The following is a 15,307-nucleotide window of genomic DNA, read 5'->3' on the forward strand; positions in this document are numbered from 1 at the left end:
CACTATGAGTAGCTGCATGACGCCTACGCCCGTGCACTGGAAGCTGGTCATCGACGCCACCGACCCGCACGCCCAAGCCGACTTCTGGGCCGCCGCCCTCGGTTACGAGGTCGAGGACAACAGCGCGCTCGTCGAACGACTGCTGGGCCTCGGTGCCCTGCCGGCCGAGGCCGCCGTCGACTTCCACGGCCGCCCGGCCTTCCGGGACCTGATCGCCGTACGGCATCCGGACGACCCGTACGACAAGGAGCGCGGCATCGGGCTCGGGCGGCGCCTGCTCTTCCAGCGCGCCCCTGAGCCGAAGACCGTCAAGAACCGGCTCCATCTCGACCTGCACCCGGGCGAGGGCCGACGCGCGGACGAGGTCGCCCGGCTGGAGGGGCTGGGCGCGGACGTGCTGCGGCACGTGAAGGAACCGGCCGGCGAGTGGGTGGTGATGGCCGACCCGGAGGGGAACGAGTTCTGCGTGCAGTGAGCGTCGCTCACCCCCGTGGCCCGGGTCCGCTATGCGAACCACCCTGACCGGATTGCGCTCTTGACGGAACGTCAGCCTCAGAAACACCATCAGGCACCTCTTTCCCACAAGGAATCCGGAGCCCCCCACATGAAGCTCTCCGTTCCCGGGCGTGCCACCGGCGCCGTCGTCGTCGCGGCCGTCACGCTCCTCACCACCGGCGCGATAACCGGCGCGGCGCCCGCCCCCACCGCCGCGGCCGCCGCACCCGACATCCCCGTGGCCAACGTCAAGGCCCATCTCGCACAGCTGCAGTCCATCGCCACCGCCAACGGCGGCAACCGCGCACACGGCCGCGCCGGTTACAAGGCCTCCATCGACTACGTGAAGGCGAAGCTGGACGCGGCCGGATTCACCACGACCCTCCAGCAGTTCACGTCCTCCGGCCGCACCGGGTACAACCTGATCGCCGACTGGCCCGGCGGCGACACCAACCAGGTCGTCATGGCGGGCTCCCACCTCGACAGCGTGACCGCGGGGCCCGGCATCAACGACAACGGATCCGGGTCCGCCGCGATCCTGGAGACCGCGCTCGCCGTCTCCCGGGCCCAGTACCAGCCCACCAAGCACCTGCGCTTCGCCTGGTGGGGCGCGGAGGAGCTGGGGATGGTCGGTTCGAAGTACTACGTGAACAGTCTGTCCTCCGCGAACCGGGCGAAGATCAGCGACTATCTGAACTTCGACATGATCGGCTCGCCGAACCCCGGCTACTTCGTCTACGACGACGACCCCACGATCGAGAAGACCTTCAAGGACTACTTCGCGGGCGTCGGCATCGCCACGGAGCCCGAGACCGAGGGCGACGGCCGCTCGGACCATTCCCCCTTCAAGAACGTGGGCATACCGGTCGGCGGCCTCTTCAGCGGCGCCGACTACATCAAGACGGCCGCCCAGGCCGCCAAGTGGGGCGGCACCTCCGGCCAGGCCTTCGACCGCTGCTACCACGCCTCCTGCGACACGGCATCCAACATCGACGACACGGCGCTGAACCGGAACGCGGACGCGCTGGCGCACGCCGTGTGGACGCTGTCCTCCTAGGGCTCCAGGACTCCCTGGGGGCTCTTAGGGGGCTCCCAGAGGGCTCTTAGGGGGCTCCCAGGGGCCCCCAAGGGAGCCTTCCCTGCGGGGCCTCGTCCTCCCAGCCCTCCTAGGGCGTGTACGGGTTGTCCGCCAGGGAGCGGGCCCGGGCCCGGTCCGCGAGGCGGGTCATGCGGGTGCGGGCCGAGTCGAGCTGTTCGAGGTCGTCGGCGGCGGGGCCGCCGTCGGCCACGAGTTCGGTCCACAGCGTGATCAGGTCCTGCCCCAGGTTCAGTCCCTGCACGGGGTCGCGGACGGCGCGCCAGGCCGCGGCGGCGCTCTGTACGTTGCCGTACGCGGCGTCGGGGTCCTGGTGCCGCCTGCGGACCCGGGCGAGGTCGAGGGAGAGGTGGAACGCCCGGAGCGGGTCACCGGCCAAGTAGGCGATGTACGAGGTCAGCTCACGCAGCCGCAGCACCTCCGGGTGCTCGGGGCCCAGCGACCGCGCCGCGTCCGCGCCGACCCGCTCCGCCATCACCGTGGCCTCTTCGATCCGGCCCATCTTCACGGCGTCGTTGATCCGCGCCACGGGCTCCACGAGGAACGCCGCTCCCTCCGTCTCCTGAACCGGTGCCAGCACCGACTCGGCGACGGCGTCGAAGCCGCGCGCGGGAGTGGGCTTCGGTTCCGGCTCCGGCTCGGGGTCCATGAGGGACATGGCCTCCATCGCGGGGGCCGGACGCTCAGGAGTCAGCCCCACGGGCGGCGGGCCGAACTCGCCCGTCGGAGCCACCGCGACGCCGGGCGTGGCGTCCCGCGTCGGCTCCGGCAGCGCCCGCAGCACATGCGTCGCCGCGGCCCCGGGCAGGGGCTGAGGCTCCGACACCGGCATCGGCTGCGACACCGGCTGAGGCTCCGACACCGGCTCCTCCACGGCCCGCACCACGTGCGTCGCGCTGTCCCGCGGCGGAACCGGAGGCACCTGCGGCGGCGCGGGTGGAGCCGCGGGCATCGCGGGAGGGGATTCCTGCACCCCGGGCACCTCGGCCGGCGGCCCCACCCGTACCGGCTCGCCCGTGTACCGGCTCGACCCGTCCCCGTACACCTCCAGCGGTACGACGAAGCCGATCCGTTCGTCGTGGACGGTGGCTAGGACGGAGTGACCGACCGCGAGGGCGAGTCCGTGGAGGTGGTTCAGGACGGCGGCCTGGACGGTCTCGCCGGGCACGACGACGACCGGCACACCGCCGACCGTGGCGGCGCCCCCGCTTTCCCCCGAGGGCATGGGGACCCACACCTCCAGCGGGCCGGCACCGGGGCCGACCGCCGAGCGCTGCCGCTTGGATTCCCGCTTCTGTTCGCGGCTGAGTCGAGACATCGCTTCCCTCACTCGGGTCGTACTTCCATGCGTCGACCTTGCCTCAAGATCCGGTCGGGTACATACAGTCAAGTCTCTCGGCTCACCACCGCTGCATGCGTCACTACGACGTCACAGGCTCGTAAGAGTGGCCGACAGCAAGGATGACGGTCGGTGACGACCGATGACTGACAACGGACGGCCGAGGAGAGTGGTCAGGTGATGCAGGGGAGCACGCGGCAGGGGACGGAGGGGCCCGAAATCTGGCTCCGCGGGCCGGTCGCCGACACGGTGGAACCCACTCGGTGGCCCGAACCCGCCGGGAGCGAACCGGGCCACCTCGCCGTCGGCCCACGACGGTTCGCCTGGGTCGCGACGCACGGCGGGGCCGGCACCACCACACTCGCCGCGGTCTTCGGCGGCCATGACGCCGGGCGGAACTGGCCCCGGCCCGACCAGGGAGAACCGGGGTCGGTGCTCCTCGTCGGACGTACGCACGCGGTGGGACTGGACGCCGTCTCGCACACCCTGGACACCTTCCGCCGGGGCGAGGCGCCCCCAGGGCTCGACCTCGACGCCGTGGTGCTGGTCGCGGACGCGCCCGGACGGCTGCCCCGCCCACTCGCCCAACGCGTCAAGGTGATCGATTCGATGATCGACGTGTATCAGGTGCCGTGGATCCCGGCGTGGCGCATCGGTGACCTCGCCTCGCCGCCGCCCCGCGAAACGGCGCCGCTGGCCCGCCTGACGGGCGCCGCGCGTCTGCTCTGACCCCCGAGAAGACCCCCGGCGGCCTGCGGCAGGCAGCCAACGGCAGGCGGCAGGCATCCCCCATCCCCGTATCGCAGGATGGACGTCGCATGCGCATGCATATATTGTGCACGCATGCAGTTGTGGTCGTGGTGCTCCACGACCCGTCGCACACGCACCCTGGGGGACCCATGAGCCGTCATTTCCTGTTCCTGCTGGGCAGCAGCCGCCCCGACGGCAACACCGAGCTGCTGGCCCGCCGGGCCGCCGAACAGTTGCCCGCGGATGTCGAGCAGCGCTGGCTGAGCCTCGCCGAGCACCCGCTGCCCGACTTCGTGGACCTGCGGCGCGACAGCGACCACGTGCACCCGGCCGCCGGGAGCAACCCGGCCCTGCTGCTCGACGCGACCCTGGCGGCCACCGACATCGTGATCGCCTCACCGCTGTACTGGTACTCGGTGTCCGGCCTCACCAAGCGCTACCTGGACTACTGGTCGGGCTGGCTGCGCACCCCCGGCGTCGACTTCAAGGCCAGGATGGCCGGGCGCACCCTCTGGGGCGTCACCGCGCTGGCGCACGAGGAGGAAGAGGTCGCCGACCCGCTGATCGGCACTCTCGACCACTCGGCCGCGTACCTGGGCATGCGTTTCGGCGGGGTCCTGCTCGGCAACGGCAGCAAGCCCGGTGACGTACTGGAGGACACGGCCGCGCTGGCGCGTGCGAAGACGTTCTTCGCACGGGAGGCACCGCTCGCCCGCTACCCCTACGAGACGCACGACACCGACGACAGGCGCGAGAGGCGCGAAACGCAGGGCGTGGCAGCCGCGCGCTAGCAGCTACGCGGTGATGTCCTTCGCCGTGAACCGCGCCCACGCCGCCGAGCCGAACACCGCCGCGTACAGGCCCTGGAGTCCGAGATTGCGGACCAGGTCGTCCCAGTACACCGGGTCGCGCATGAGGTCGGCGAAGGACAGCCAGTAGTGGGAGAAGAAGTACGGCTGGAGGGCGTGGAGCTGGGGGATCTGGTCCAGGATCTGGATGGTGATGACAAGGCCGACCGTCGTCGCCATCGCCGCGATGCCGCTGTTGGTCAGCGTCGAGACGAACAGGCCGAGGGCCGCGACGCCGATCAGTGACGCGGCGACGACCAGTGCGATGAGGAACGCCCGCCCGAGCCCCTCGGTGAAGCTGATCCGGGTCCCGGAGATCGTCGTCAGCTCGCCCAGGGGAAAGAGCAGCGCGCCGACCGTGAGCGCCGAGAGCGCCACCACCAGGGTCGCGACCAGGCAGAACGTCATGGTGGTCGCGTACTTGGTGAGCAGCAGGCGGGTGCGGCCGGCGGGCGCGACCAGCAGGTAGCGCAGCGTCCCCGCGTTCGCCTCGCCCGCGATCGCGTCGCCCGCGATGACGCCGATGGCCATCGGCAGGAAGAAGGGGAGGGTCGCGGCGAGCGCCGTGAACACCAGGAACAGGCCGTTGTTGGTGATCTGCGAGATGAACGCCGGTCCTTCGCCGCCACCACCGCCCCCCGTCGAGCCGTCGCGGGTCTCGATCTTGATCGCGATGCCGATGAGGATCGGCACGGCCGCGAGCACGGCGAGCAGCGCGATGGTCCGCCAGCGCCGGAAGGTGGTGAGGAGCTCGCTGCGGAAGAGCCCGAAGGTCCACAGGGGGCTCGGTTTCCGTACCGCCGTGTCCTGGACGCGTATCGCCTCGGCCTCGACCTCGGCCTCGGTCTCAGCCCGCGACATCGAACCCCTCCCCCGTCAGCGCCACGAACGCGTCCTCCAGTGAGGCCCGTTCGACGCCAAAGCCACGGACGCGGACGCCCGCCGTGACCAACGCGGCGTTCAGTTCGGCGAGTTCGCGGTCCGGAGGTTCGGCGGTCACGCCCGTCTCCGTCACGACGAGATCCGCGATTCCCTGTTCCTTCAGCACGCGCGCCGCGTCCCCGGGGTCCGGGGTGGTCACGACAAGCCGCCCTCGCGCCCCCGCCGCGAGCTCCGCCACCGGGCCCTGGGTGATCAGCCGCCCCTGTGCCATCACGGCGGCGTGCGTGCACACCTGCTCGATCTCGTCGAGCAGGTGTGAGGAGAGGAAGACGGTCGTGCCGTCCGAGGCCAGCTCCCGCACGAGGGAACGGATCTCGCGCATGCCCTGCGGGTCGAGGCCGTTGGTCGGCTCGTCCAGGACGAGCAGGCGGCGGGGCTGGAGCAGCGCGGCCGCGAGCCCGAGCCGCTGCTTCATGCCGAGCGAGTACGCCTTCGCCTTCTTGCCCGCGGCCGCGGTGAGTCCGACCCGGTCGAGGGCGGCCGCGACGCGGGTACGCCGGGTGCGCGGGTCGGCGGTCGGGTCGGCGGCGTCGTACCGGAGGAGGTTGTCACGGCCGGAGAGGAAGCCGTACAGCGCGGGGCCCTCGATGAGGGCGCCCACGTGCGGGAGCACGGCGCGGGTGGCGCGGGGCATGGGCTGCCCCAGCACACGCGCCGTGCCCGAGGTCGGCTCGATCAGGCCCATCAGCATGCGGATGGTGGTGGTCTTGCCCGAGCCGTTGGGCCCGAGGAAGCCGAAGACGCTGGCCGCCGGGACGGTCAGGTCGAGGCCGTCCACGGCGACCTGTCCGCCGCGGAAGCGCTTGGTGAGCGCGCGGGTGGCGATCACCGTGCCCTCGGCGGACGCGGTGGCGGTGCCCGCCACAGGCGGGTCCGTAACCTCGGCGGACCGCTCCTCCATGGGCTCCCTCGTTTCGGCTTCGTCCGTACTCTGGTCGGTTCCGTCCGTCGGTTCCGTCCGTACGGTGCTCAGTGGGCCGCGTTGGCCGCCTTCACCAGCGCGTCCTTGGTGACCGCACCGGCGTACACCTTGCCGTCGTCCGTGATCAGCGCGTTGACCAGGCGGGTCGAGAAGACCGTGCCCGAACCGAACTTGCCCTTGACGTGATCACCGAGGGAGTTCAGGAACCCGGAGACGTTGCCGCCCTCGGACGACGAGCCGGAGGGCATGCCCTGGCCGCCCGTGTCGAACTCCGCGATGGTGCTCCAGCCCTTGCCGATGGTCTTAAGACCGTCGAGCCCCTTGCCGAGGTCACCGCGGGTCGGAGCGGACTCCGGGGCCTTGGTGTCCTTGGAGTCCTTGCCCTCGGTGACCTTCGCACCCTTCGGCGGGGTGAAGTCGAAGGTCGAGGCGGCCGGCTTGGCGAAGGCGACCTGGGTGAAACCGGCGTCCACGACGGCCGCGCCGCCGCTCTTCGGGACCAGCGTGAACTTCAGCGGCACCCCGGTCTTCGCGTCCACCGCGACGGTGATCGCGCCGACCGTGGAACCGGACTGCTTCGGCTTGATGAGCAGCTTGTAGGCGTCACGGCCCGCGACCTGCGCCGTGCCGTCGACCGTCACGGAGGTCGTGTCGTCGACCGACTTCAGGGCCTCGTCGGCGAGCTCCTTGGGCGTCGTCGGGACGTCCTTCGGCGCCTTCTCCCGGCCCTTTTCGGCTGCGGGGGCCGTCGAGTGGTACACCTCGTTCGACTTGCTGTCGTACGCCCATACGTCGCTGCCGTTGTGGATGACGCTGTACTCGGCGGCGTTTTCCAGGACGGAGACCTTGGCCTTGTCCGGGCCGTCGGCCGCGACGCGCACCGTGTGCGTGCCGGAGGCCAGCTCCATGAGCTTGGACTGCGGGTCGGCGGAGGAGCCGCCGGATCCCTTGGTGGCGCCGGACAGCATGCCGCTCTCCAGGCCGCCCAGGCTGGGCAGTCCGAGATCGGTGCTGACCTTGACCGTGCCGGACAGCTGCTGGACGTCCGACTTGGCGATCTTCTCGATGAGCTGCTCTGCGGTGATCTTCGGCAGGCTGGGGTCGCCGGAGTCGGCGAGCGCCGGGACGAGCCCGATGGTCGCGGCCGCCACCCCCACCACTGCGACCGGAACGACGTAACGAGCCGCCTTGCGCCGACCGGCGCGGACGTCGGCGGCCTCGTCGGGCAGCCCTTCCGCCCCGGCGGTCCTGTCGGATTCGTACGGTGCCATGTGTGCCTTACCTCCGTCGTCGGCGGCGGCCTACCGTCCTCACTTCTCCACCCCTGTAGCCGCCATTCTCACCCGAACCGGTGAGGAGTGGTGTTCTCAATCTGACCAAATCGGCCGACGAGAAGCGTCAGACCCCGGACTCAACTCCACGTAGTCCTGCGGTATGACGTGAGGAGGCGGTGGCTCCCCCGACCCGTAGGGGTTGGGGAAACCACCGCATGAGCCTCACTGCGCCTCGGTACCCGTCAGGGCCGCACGAAGCCCGTGCCCGTCAGCGCTGCACGAACACGTAGTCCGCCCGGTAGGGCACGCCCACGATCGTGCCCGGCGAGCAGGAGCCGGCCGGGGCGACCCCACCCACGGTGTTGAGCCGCAGGATCTCCTGCGTGTCGGCCAGCAGACCGCGGTGCTTGCCGGACCGGGTGGCCTTGAGGTCCAGCTCGGCGATGTTCTTGTCGCCGTTCGGCGTCTTGGAGATCACCGCTCCGGTGACCGCGCTGCGGTCGGGCGCGACCCACTGCGGCGTACCGGAGTTTGGCTTCACGAACGTGTGCACGATGTCGCCACCGAGCAGCGCCGCGACGTCACGCTGCGCGAAGGCGTAGCCACCGCCCTCGGCGGGCTTGCACTCGTAGATCTGCTTGCCCTTGACCACGGACGCCTGGAAGTTGTCGAGGGCGTCACGGAAGTCGAAGGAGCCGGTGACCTTGTGGAGCTGGCCGCGGACGGCTCCGCCCGGGAACTCTGCGGTGTGCAGATTGGCGTAGAACGCACCCGGGTCGTTCTTCAACCGCTCCAGCAGCGCGGCGTCCTTCACCTTCACGGTGCCGACCACGTGGTGGTCCTTGATCTTGTCGAGCAGCTTGGTGAAATCGATCTTGACGCCGCCGTTGGTGCCCTTGGCGCCCTGATGGATGTGGAGCATGGTCGGCCTGCCGGTGCCGCGCCAGGTCACGGCGACGGACACCTTGTCCCCCTTGACCTTGATGAACTCCATTGCCGCGCCGTCCTTGTCGCCGACAGCGGGGCCACCCTGGACGGGCACCTCGTTGGCGCCACGGAGGCTGGTGGCGAGGATGGTGCCGCCGCTGCCGCCGACGACTCCGCTCTGCGCGACGATCGTCTGATCGCCGTGCGCCGAGTGACTCATGCCGCCGCGGTCACTGTGGTGACTGCCGCCGGCGGCGACCGCCGGGATGACGGCGGCGGCCACACCGGCCGCGGCTGCCACCGCGACACCGGCCAGGGCCAGGCCCTTGCGACGCATGTCCGACATGGCATTGAACGTGGCGTTCGATTCCATGATTCTTTTTTCTCCCCGTAATGCAGCTGACGCCCCCTGCGTCAGCTTCTGTACGGGAGTACGGATCGATTCCTACCCTGGACTCAATCCAACAATGTGACGTGCGTCACACCCGAGAGGGTGTGCGTCGGTACCGGGGGGCGTACGCCAGCGGCGCGTTCCGGGCGCCTATCCGGCCCGGTGCACCACCGCGTCCACCAGCTCCACGAGCGCGGCCTTCGCGCCACACTCGGGGAGCGGAACGAGCGCGGCCCGGGCCTCCTCCGCGTACCGCACGGTGTCACGGCGGGCCTGCTCCAGCGCGGGATGCGCCCGCAGCAGGGCCAGCGCCTCCGCGTGCCGGTCGTCGTCCGTGAGGTCGGAGTCGAGCAGCTCGCACAGCGCGATGTCCTCGGCGAGACCGAGCCGCTCCGCCCGCTCACGCAGCCGCAGCACCGGCAGCGTGGCGATGCCCTCGCGCAGGTCCGTACCCGGCGTCTTCCCGGACTCGTGCGAGTCGGAGGCGATGTCCAGCACGTCGTCCGCGAGCTGGAAGGCGACGCCCAGCCGCTCCCCGTACTGCGTCAGCACGTCCACGACCGTCTCGTCGGCGCCCGACATCATCGCGCCGAACCGGCACGCCACGGCGACCAGCGAGCCGGTCTTGCCGCTGAGCACGTCGAGGTAGTGGTCGACCGGGTCGCGCCCGTCGCGGGGCCCCGCCGTCTCCAGGATCTGTCCGGTGACGAGCCGCTCGAACGCCTCGGCCTGGATGCGGACGGCCTCGGGCCCGAGGTCGGCCAGGGTGTGGGACGCGCGCGCGAAGAGGAAGTCGCCGGTGAGCACGGCGACCGAGTTGCCCCAGCGGGTGTTCGCGCTGGGCACGCCGCGCCGCGCGTCGGCCTCGTCCATCACGTCGTCGTGGTACAGGGTGGCGAGATGGGTCAGTTCGACGACCACGGCCGAGGGCACGACACCCGGCGCGTAGGGGTCACCGAACTGCGCGGCGAGCATCACGAGCAGCGGACGGAACCGCTTCCCGCCGGCGCGCAGCAGGTGCTGCGCGGCCTCTGTGATGAAGGGGACCTCGCTCTTGGTGACTTCGAGCAAGCCCTCCTCCACAGCCGTCAATCCGGCCTGGACATCGGCTTCGAGAGCCTGGTCCCGCACGCTCAGCCCGAACGGCCCGACGACGGTCACGAGAGGTTCTCCTGTCTGCTGACGATCACATGGCGAACTCGGTCGATCATTCGGTCGATGACACGGTTTGTCGATGTGTCGCTGCCATCACTCAAGTCAGCGTATCCGGTCACGTTTCGATCACCACGAGCGCCCACCGTCCCCACCGCCGACTTCCTCCCGACTTCCCTCTCCCCCGCCACCCGATGTCCCCCGAGCGGCAGACAGTCCCACACCCGGGCGGTGCGGGATCACGGCCGGTATGTTCTTGATCAGTAGATTCGGCCGGATATCAGACGTATTGGCTGATCGGACGGGTTGAGAGCCGACCGCCGAAGACGACCGGGGCACCGAGGACGACCGCAGGGCACTGCGGACGCAGAGGACACCGTGATGAGCATGCACATCCGTACGTCCTTCTCGCACGAGACGACTCACGAGGATCTGTGGATCCCTCTCCCGGACGGCACCCGCTTGCACGCGCGCGTGTGGCGCCCGCTGGCCGACACGCCCGTCCCCGCGCTCCTCGAATATCTCCCGGACCGGCTCACCGACCGGACCGCGCCACGCGACTGGCAGCGCCACCCCTGGTACGCAGGCCACGGCTACGCCTCCGTCCGGGTGGATGCCCGCGGTTACGGCAATTCGGAGGGCGTGCCGGCGGACCCGTACGGGGAGGGCGAGCGGGCCGACGGGGTGGAAGTGATCCACTGGTTGGCGGACCAGCCCTGGTGCAGCGCCGCGGTAGGCAGGTTCGGCGTCTCCCTGGGCGGCTTCACCTCCCTCCGGATCGCGGCCCTCGCGCCCGAACCGCTCAAGGCGATCGTCACGGTCTGCTCGACCGACGATCCCTATGACAACGACGGGCACCGCATGGGAGGTTCCGTCCTCGCCGTCGAGACGCACGCACGGGCGGCCACGGCGCTCGCCGACGTCGCCCGTCCGCCGGATCCGGCACACGTGGGCCAGGTGATGTGGCGCGACATGTGGGTGAAGCGCCTGGAGACGGTGGAACCGTTCATCCATACGTGGCTGCCCCACCCGACCCGGGACGCGTACTGGCGCCACGCCGGTGTGCGCGAGGACGGGGGATACGGAGGGATCCGGGCCGCCGTGCTCGCGGTGGGCGGCTGGCACGACCCGTACCGCGACACGGTGCTGCGGCTGGTCGAGAGCCTTCCGTCCGACCGCGTGCGCGGCCTGATCGGCCCTTGGTGCCACCAGCACCCGGACCGGGGCCTGCCGCCGGGCCCGGCAATCGGCTTCCTCCAGGAGACGCTGAGGTGGTGGGGCCACTGGCTCAGGCCGACCGATACGAGCCTCCCAGAGCCCGAGCCCGACGTGATCGGCAATCCCGACCTCGGTGCGATCAACAATCCCGGCCCCGACGGGACCGCCGATCGGGGCCCTGGCGCAACCGCCCACCCGGACTCCGGCACGACCGCCCGTCCGAACCCCGGCACGACCGCCCATCCGAACCCCGGCACGACCGCCCATCCGAACCCCGGCACGACCGCCGAACCGGACCCCGGCATGAACAACCGTGACGTGATGGCGCAGCCCCTCCTGCGCTCCTACGTCATGGCCGCGCACCCCCCGGCGACGACGTACCCGTCCCTCCCCGGCCGCTGGGTGGGCGACACCGCCTGGCCCTCACCTTCCGTGACCCCGATCGCGTACGCGTTGCGGGGCGCACCGGTGCTGGTGCGCTCCCCTCAGCACACGGGCGTGGACGCGGGCCGTTTCCGTCCCGACGGGAACGACGCGGACCTGCCGCCGAACCAGCGGGAGGAGGACGCGAGATCGGCCTGCTTCGAGTTCGAGGTCCCAGGGGAGACCTGGGTCCTGGGGCGCCCGAGGGTCCGCCTCCGTCTGACGTCCCACTCCCCCTGGGGCCAGGTGATCGCCCGGGTGTGTGACGTCGCTGCCGACTGCTCCTCGACGCTGGTGACCCGGGGTGCTCTGAACCTGTCAGCGCGCTACGGCTCCGACCAGGCGGTCTCCTGGAAACCGGGCTCTACGGAAGACGTGGTTTTCGACCTGACCGCCATCGGCTACGCGTTCCCGCCCGGCCACCGCATCCGGCTCTCCCTCTCCTCCGCCTACTGGCCGTGGATCTGGCCCCAGCCGGGCTCGACTGTGGGGTTCGCCCTGGACCCGGCGGCCAGTTCCCTCGAACTTCCGGTGCGAGCAAGGGAGTCGGACCCGGGGATCACCTTCGAGGAGCCGGAGCAGTCCGGGCCCCTGGGGGTGACGTCCCCGGCCACCCTTGACGAACCCCGCCCCGAACGCCTGGTCGCCCGTGACGTGGCGAGGGGCGAGTGGCGTGTGGAGGTCGATCCTCGCCAGGACGGCACCCGTGTCCACCCGGACGGCCTCGAATGCACGGAGGACGCCCTGGACACGTACACCATCGATGAGTCGGACCCGCTCTCCGCCCGCACCCGCTCGACGAGGTCGATCCGTCTGCACCGCCCGGAGCTGCCCTGGGACGCCCGGGTCGAGACACGCTCCGAACTCAGCTGCGACGCCTGGGAGTTCATCACCTCGAACGAGCTGATCCGCAAGGACGGCAACGAGGTGGTCTTCCATCGGACGTGGGAGAGGCGAATCCCCCGGACGGCGGACTGGAGTCCCGGCGGCGGCATGGGCAACCCTGAGGAGCATGGCGCGGACCGGTGAGTTCCTGATGGCCCTGGACGAGGGGATGCTCGCGTACTTCCGCGAGATGGCCGACGAGATGGTCACGCGCTTCGGGATCCCCCGGGCCGAGGCGGTTGCGAGGATCAACAGGGCTTACGCGGGGCAGGAGTTCGGCCCCTACCCGGACCTGATGTGCCACGAACTCCCCGAATACTGGGCCCGCGGCCTCTACTTCAAGCCCAACGCCGGCCGGCTCCCCGACGACGACCCCGACACGGACCTGTCCGTGTGGGAGGTGCGCCCGGCTCCGCCCGCGGCCTCACCGGCCTGGACACTCGAAGCCTGATGTCCGATTTGCCGCCAGTGCCGCTTTATTTCTGCTTGGTCGCGTGAGTTGGGTCACGTCCACGTGGGGTGGACTCTTTATCCCCCTTTGACGACTCCCCCTTTGCATAAGGCAAGTTGAGTGTCACGTTCCGGATTAATCGGGCATTTTCTCCCACGCATTTCGCAGGTGAAAGCGATCTACACCGGGAAATGAGGGCTTGTTCCGGACATGTGCTCTCGCATACGTTCACGTCGATCCGGACGGACCGCCCAATCCTGCCGCCGACCGGAATATCCCAGCCACCCACACGCGCACGGCAGGAGCGGGGGACCCAGGTAAGCCGCCGATCCGGACACCGGAACGGCTAGGGGTGAAGTCGCACACACCGTGCGGCCGGGCAGCTCCCGCCCGAACCCGACAGCTCACCTCGCAGGCGCCGGAGAGGAATTCGCCATGTCCGCACGAGGCAAACGCCGCAGCTTCAAGACCCACAGCATCCTCACTCGGGGCATCCTCGCCGCGGGACTGGGCGGAGTCACGCTCGCCCTTCCGATCGTGGGCGCGACCTGCGCACAGGCCGCCACCCCCACCGCCGCCACCACCACCGACGTCCAGCTCATCACGTACAAGGTGGTCGCGGGCGACACCCTGGCCAAGATCGCACAGAAGTACCCCACGAGCGGTGGCGCGGCGAAGCTGTACGTCGCCAACCGCGCGGTCATAGGCCCCGACCCGTCGACGCTCCGCCCGGGCCTCACCCTGACCGTGGGCACCAAAAGGGTCCAAATCCCCACCAAGGCGACCCCGGCGCCCACCGCCACCAAGGCCCCTGCGAAGACGTACGCGAACAACCTCGACGGATGGATCAAGCACTCGCTGGACATCATGGCCCGCGCCAAGATCCCCGGCACCTACAACGGCATCCACCGCAACGTCATGCGCGAGTCCTCCGGGAACCCCCTGGCCATCAACAACTGGGACTCCAACGCCAAGGCCGGCATCCCCTCCAAGGGCCTCCTCCAGGTCATCGACCCGACGTTCAAGGCCTACCACGTGCCGGGCACGTCGATGAACCCCTACGACCCGGTCGCGAACATCACGGCGGCCTGCAACTACGCGGCGGCGAAGTACGGCTCGATCGACAACGTCAACGGGCCCTACTGATAGGACTGGTGGGACTGGTAGGGCTGGTAGGGCTGGTACGACTGCCGGAGCTGATGGGGCTGATGGGGTCGAGGAGACTCGGACGGCTGCCGGGGACTACGGGGCTCTCCGGACTCCCGGAACCGATCCGTCCGGCACGGGAACAACCGCTCCAGTACCACCGCGATCCCGTCGTCCTCGTTCGACAGCGTCACCTCGTCGGCCACCGCCTTCAGCTCCGGATGGGCGTTGGCCATGGCGACCCCCCGGGCGGCCCAGTCGAACATGGGGATGTCGTTGGGCATGTCACCGAAGGCGATGGTGGCGGCGGGAGTGAGACCGAGGTGGGCGGCGGCGAGCGCCAGCCCGGTCGCCTTGGTCACGCCGCATGGCTGGAGTTCGACGGTCCCGGGCCCCGACATGGTGACGGTGGCCAGCGAGCCCACCACACCCCGAGCCGCCGATGCCAACTCGTCGTCGGACAGCGACGGGTGACGGAGCAACACCTTGCTGATCGGCTCCGTCCACAGGTCGTCGCGTCGGTGCACCCGTACCGCCGGAAGCGTCGGATGCGGCATCACGTACCCCGGCTCGATGAGCGTCAGCCCGTCCACGCCGTCCTGGTCCACCGCGGCGTAGAGCAGCCCGACCTCCGCCTCGATCTTCCCGAGCGCGGTCTCCGCGAGTTCCCTGTCCAGGGTCACCGACCACAGCAGGCGGTCCGCCGCCGCGTCGTACAACTGCGCCCCCTGCCCGCACACCGCCAGCCCCGCGCCGCCGAGTTCGTCGAGCAGCGGTCGAACTCTCGGCGCCGGGCGCCCCGTCACGACCAGGTGCCGGGCGCCCGCCTCGGCCACCCTCGCCAACGCGGCCCGGGACCGGTCGGAGAGGGTGTCGTCGCCGCGGAGCAGCGTTCCGTCCAGGTCAGTGGCGATAAGTGAATATGCAGTCGGAGCGGCCATGATCCGAAGAATACGGATCGAACGACTCATCGGCCCGGCGTGAACCGGACGACGTCCGGTATCCCGTCAGCAACGCCGTTCACCGTACGGGGCGTACCGGGCGTACA

14 protein-coding genes and 1 riboswitch are annotated in these 15,307 nt (G+C 70.3%); of the genes, 7 read left to right on the plus strand and 7 right to left on the minus strand.

Annotation, left to right across the window (positions count from 1 at the left end; translation table 11 throughout):
• The first annotated feature begins 16 nt into the window (after nt 1-16).
• On the plus strand, nt 17-475 hold the full coding sequence (locus tag SMIR_RS15025) for a VOC family protein (RefSeq protein ID WP_212727109.1): 459 nt from the start codon (nt 17-19) through the stop codon (nt 473-475).
• A 129-nt stretch (nt 476-604) separates the two neighbouring features.
• Nucleotides 605-1,552: a M28 family metallopeptidase gene (locus tag SMIR_RS15030; RefSeq protein WP_168494541.1), complete on the plus strand. Its 948-nt coding sequence runs from the start codon at nt 605-607 to the stop codon at nt 1,550-1,552.
• Between the two features lie 109 nt (nt 1,553-1,661).
• On the opposite strand, the gene SMIR_RS15035 is transcribed toward SMIR_RS15030, so the two are convergent.
• On the minus strand, nt 1,662-2,909 hold the full coding sequence (locus tag SMIR_RS15035; RefSeq protein WP_212727110.1) for a tetratricopeptide repeat protein: 1,248 nt from the start codon (nt 2,907-2,909) through the stop codon (nt 1,662-1,664).
• 201 nt (nt 2,910-3,110) lie between these two features.
• Between SMIR_RS15035 and SMIR_RS15040 the strand changes: the two genes are divergently transcribed.
• Both SMIR_RS15040 and SMIR_RS15045 read left to right on the plus strand, forming a co-directional pair.
• Nucleotides 3,111-3,659, plus strand: coding sequence for a DUF6668 family protein (locus tag SMIR_RS15040; protein ID WP_168494537.1), 549 nt, complete (start codon nt 3,111-3,113; stop codon nt 3,657-3,659).
• A gap of 170 nt (nt 3,660-3,829) precedes the next feature.
• Nucleotides 3,830-4,471, plus strand: a complete 642-nt coding sequence (locus SMIR_RS15045) for a flavodoxin family protein (RefSeq protein WP_168494535.1) — start codon at nt 3,830-3,832, stop codon at nt 4,469-4,471.
• A 3-nt stretch (nt 4,472-4,474) separates the two neighbouring features.
• On the opposite strand, the gene SMIR_RS15050 is transcribed toward SMIR_RS15045, so the two are convergent.
• From SMIR_RS15050 to SMIR_RS15070, 5 genes are all read right to left on the minus strand, one after another.
• On the minus strand, nt 4,475-5,389 hold the full coding sequence (locus SMIR_RS15050; RefSeq protein ID WP_212727111.1) for an ABC transporter permease: 915 nt from the start codon (nt 5,387-5,389) through the stop codon (nt 4,475-4,477).
• Complete coding sequence (locus tag SMIR_RS15055; protein WP_168494531.1) at nt 5,376-6,371, minus strand: ABC transporter ATP-binding protein; 996 nt, start codon at nt 6,369-6,371, stop codon at nt 5,376-5,378. Before SMIR_RS15055 ends, SMIR_RS15050 begins: the two co-directional genes overlap by 14 nt.
• Nucleotides 6,372-6,439: 68 nt before the next feature.
• Nucleotides 6,440-7,663 (minus strand): LolA family protein, encoded by a 1,224-nt coding sequence (locus SMIR_RS15060; RefSeq protein WP_212727112.1) that lies wholly within the window; start codon nt 7,661-7,663, stop codon nt 6,440-6,442.
• Nucleotides 7,664-7,934: 271 nt separating this feature from the next.
• Entirely contained in the window at nt 7,935-8,966 is a 1,032-nt protein-coding gene (locus tag SMIR_RS15065) for a CHRD domain-containing protein (protein WP_211118781.1), read from the minus strand.
• Nucleotides 8,967-9,134: 168 nt separating this feature from the next.
• Nucleotides 9,135-10,145 carry a polyprenyl synthetase family protein gene (locus tag SMIR_RS15070; RefSeq protein WP_168494527.1) on the minus strand — a complete coding sequence of 337 codons (1,011 nt, stop codon included), beginning with the start codon at nt 10,143-10,145 and terminating at the stop codon, nt 9,135-9,137.
• 378 nt (nt 10,146-10,523) lie between these two features.
• Here SMIR_RS15070 and SMIR_RS15075 point away from each other — a divergent pair, with 378 nt between their 5' ends.
• The 3 genes from SMIR_RS15075 (at nt 10,524) to SMIR_RS15085 (ending at nt 14,259) form a co-directional block, all read left to right on the plus strand.
• Nucleotides 10,524-12,806, plus strand: coding sequence for a CocE/NonD family hydrolase (locus SMIR_RS15075; RefSeq protein ID WP_212728363.1), 2,283 nt, complete (start codon nt 10,524-10,526; stop codon nt 12,804-12,806).
• A complete protein-coding gene (locus SMIR_RS15080; RefSeq protein ID WP_168494525.1) occupies nt 12,790-13,113 on the plus strand; it encodes a hypothetical protein in 324 nt (107 codons plus the stop codon). Before SMIR_RS15075 ends, SMIR_RS15080 begins: the two co-directional genes overlap by 17 nt.
• Before the next feature lie 272 nt (nt 13,114-13,385).
• Nucleotides 13,386-13,544: riboswitch (cyclic di-AMP (ydaO/yuaA leader) on the plus strand.
• A 4-nt stretch (nt 13,545-13,548) separates the two neighbouring features.
• Nucleotides 13,549-14,259, plus strand: a complete 711-nt coding sequence (locus SMIR_RS15085) for a transglycosylase SLT domain-containing protein (RefSeq protein WP_168494523.1) — start codon at nt 13,549-13,551, stop codon at nt 14,257-14,259.
• On the opposite strand, the gene SMIR_RS15090 is transcribed toward SMIR_RS15085, so the two are convergent.
• Nucleotides 14,253-15,200 (minus strand): HAD family hydrolase, encoded by a 948-nt coding sequence (locus SMIR_RS15090; protein WP_348774740.1) that lies wholly within the window; start codon nt 15,198-15,200, stop codon nt 14,253-14,255. The genes SMIR_RS15085 and SMIR_RS15090 overlap by 7 nt on opposite strands.
• Nucleotides 15,201-15,307: the final 107 nt, after the last annotated feature.

The sequence above is a fragment of the Streptomyces mirabilis genome (assembly GCF_018310535.1).
Classification (GTDB): domain Bacteria; phylum Actinomycetota; class Actinomycetes; order Streptomycetales; family Streptomycetaceae; genus Streptomyces.

Bases quoted from the DNA above. Each gene is read 5' to 3' on its own strand.
- SMIR_RS15055 (WP_168494531.1), bottom strand. From the start codon at position 6,371: ATGGAGGAGCGGTCCGCCGAGGTTACGGACCCGCCTGTGGCGGGCACC.
- SMIR_RS15080 (WP_168494525.1), top strand. From the start codon at position 12,790: ATGGCGCGGACCGGTGAGTTCCTGATGGCCCTGGACGAGGGGATGCTC.
- SMIR_RS15090 (WP_348774740.1), bottom strand. From the start codon at position 15,200: ATGGCCGCTCCGACTGCATATTCACTTATCGCCACTGACCTGGACGGA.
- SMIR_RS15045 (WP_168494535.1), top strand. From the start codon at position 3,830: ATGAGCCGTCATTTCCTGTTCCTGCTGGGCAGCAGCCGCCCCGACGGC.
- SMIR_RS15035 (WP_212727110.1), bottom strand. From the start codon at position 2,909: ATGTCTCGACTCAGCCGCGAACAGAAGCGGGAATCCAAGCGGCAGCGC.
- SMIR_RS15030 (WP_168494541.1), top strand. From the start codon at position 605: ATGAAGCTCTCCGTTCCCGGGCGTGCCACCGGCGCCGTCGTCGTCGCG.
- SMIR_RS15065 (WP_211118781.1), bottom strand. From the start codon at position 8,966: ATGGAATCGAACGCCACGTTCAATGCCATGTCGGACATGCGTCGCAAG.
- SMIR_RS15050 (WP_212727111.1), bottom strand. From the start codon at position 5,389: ATGTCGCGGGCTGAGACCGAGGCCGAGGTCGAGGCCGAGGCGATACGC.
- SMIR_RS15085 (WP_168494523.1), top strand. From the start codon at position 13,549: ATGTCCGCACGAGGCAAACGCCGCAGCTTCAAGACCCACAGCATCCTC.
- SMIR_RS15075 (WP_212728363.1), top strand. From the start codon at position 10,524: ATGCACATCCGTACGTCCTTCTCGCACGAGACGACTCACGAGGATCTG.
- SMIR_RS15040 (WP_168494537.1), top strand. From the start codon at position 3,111: ATGCAGGGGAGCACGCGGCAGGGGACGGAGGGGCCCGAAATCTGGCTC.
- SMIR_RS15025 (WP_212727109.1), top strand. From the start codon at position 17: ATGACGCCTACGCCCGTGCACTGGAAGCTGGTCATCGACGCCACCGAC.
- SMIR_RS15060 (WP_212727112.1), bottom strand. From the start codon at position 7,663: ATGGCACCGTACGAATCCGACAGGACCGCCGGGGCGGAAGGGCTGCCC.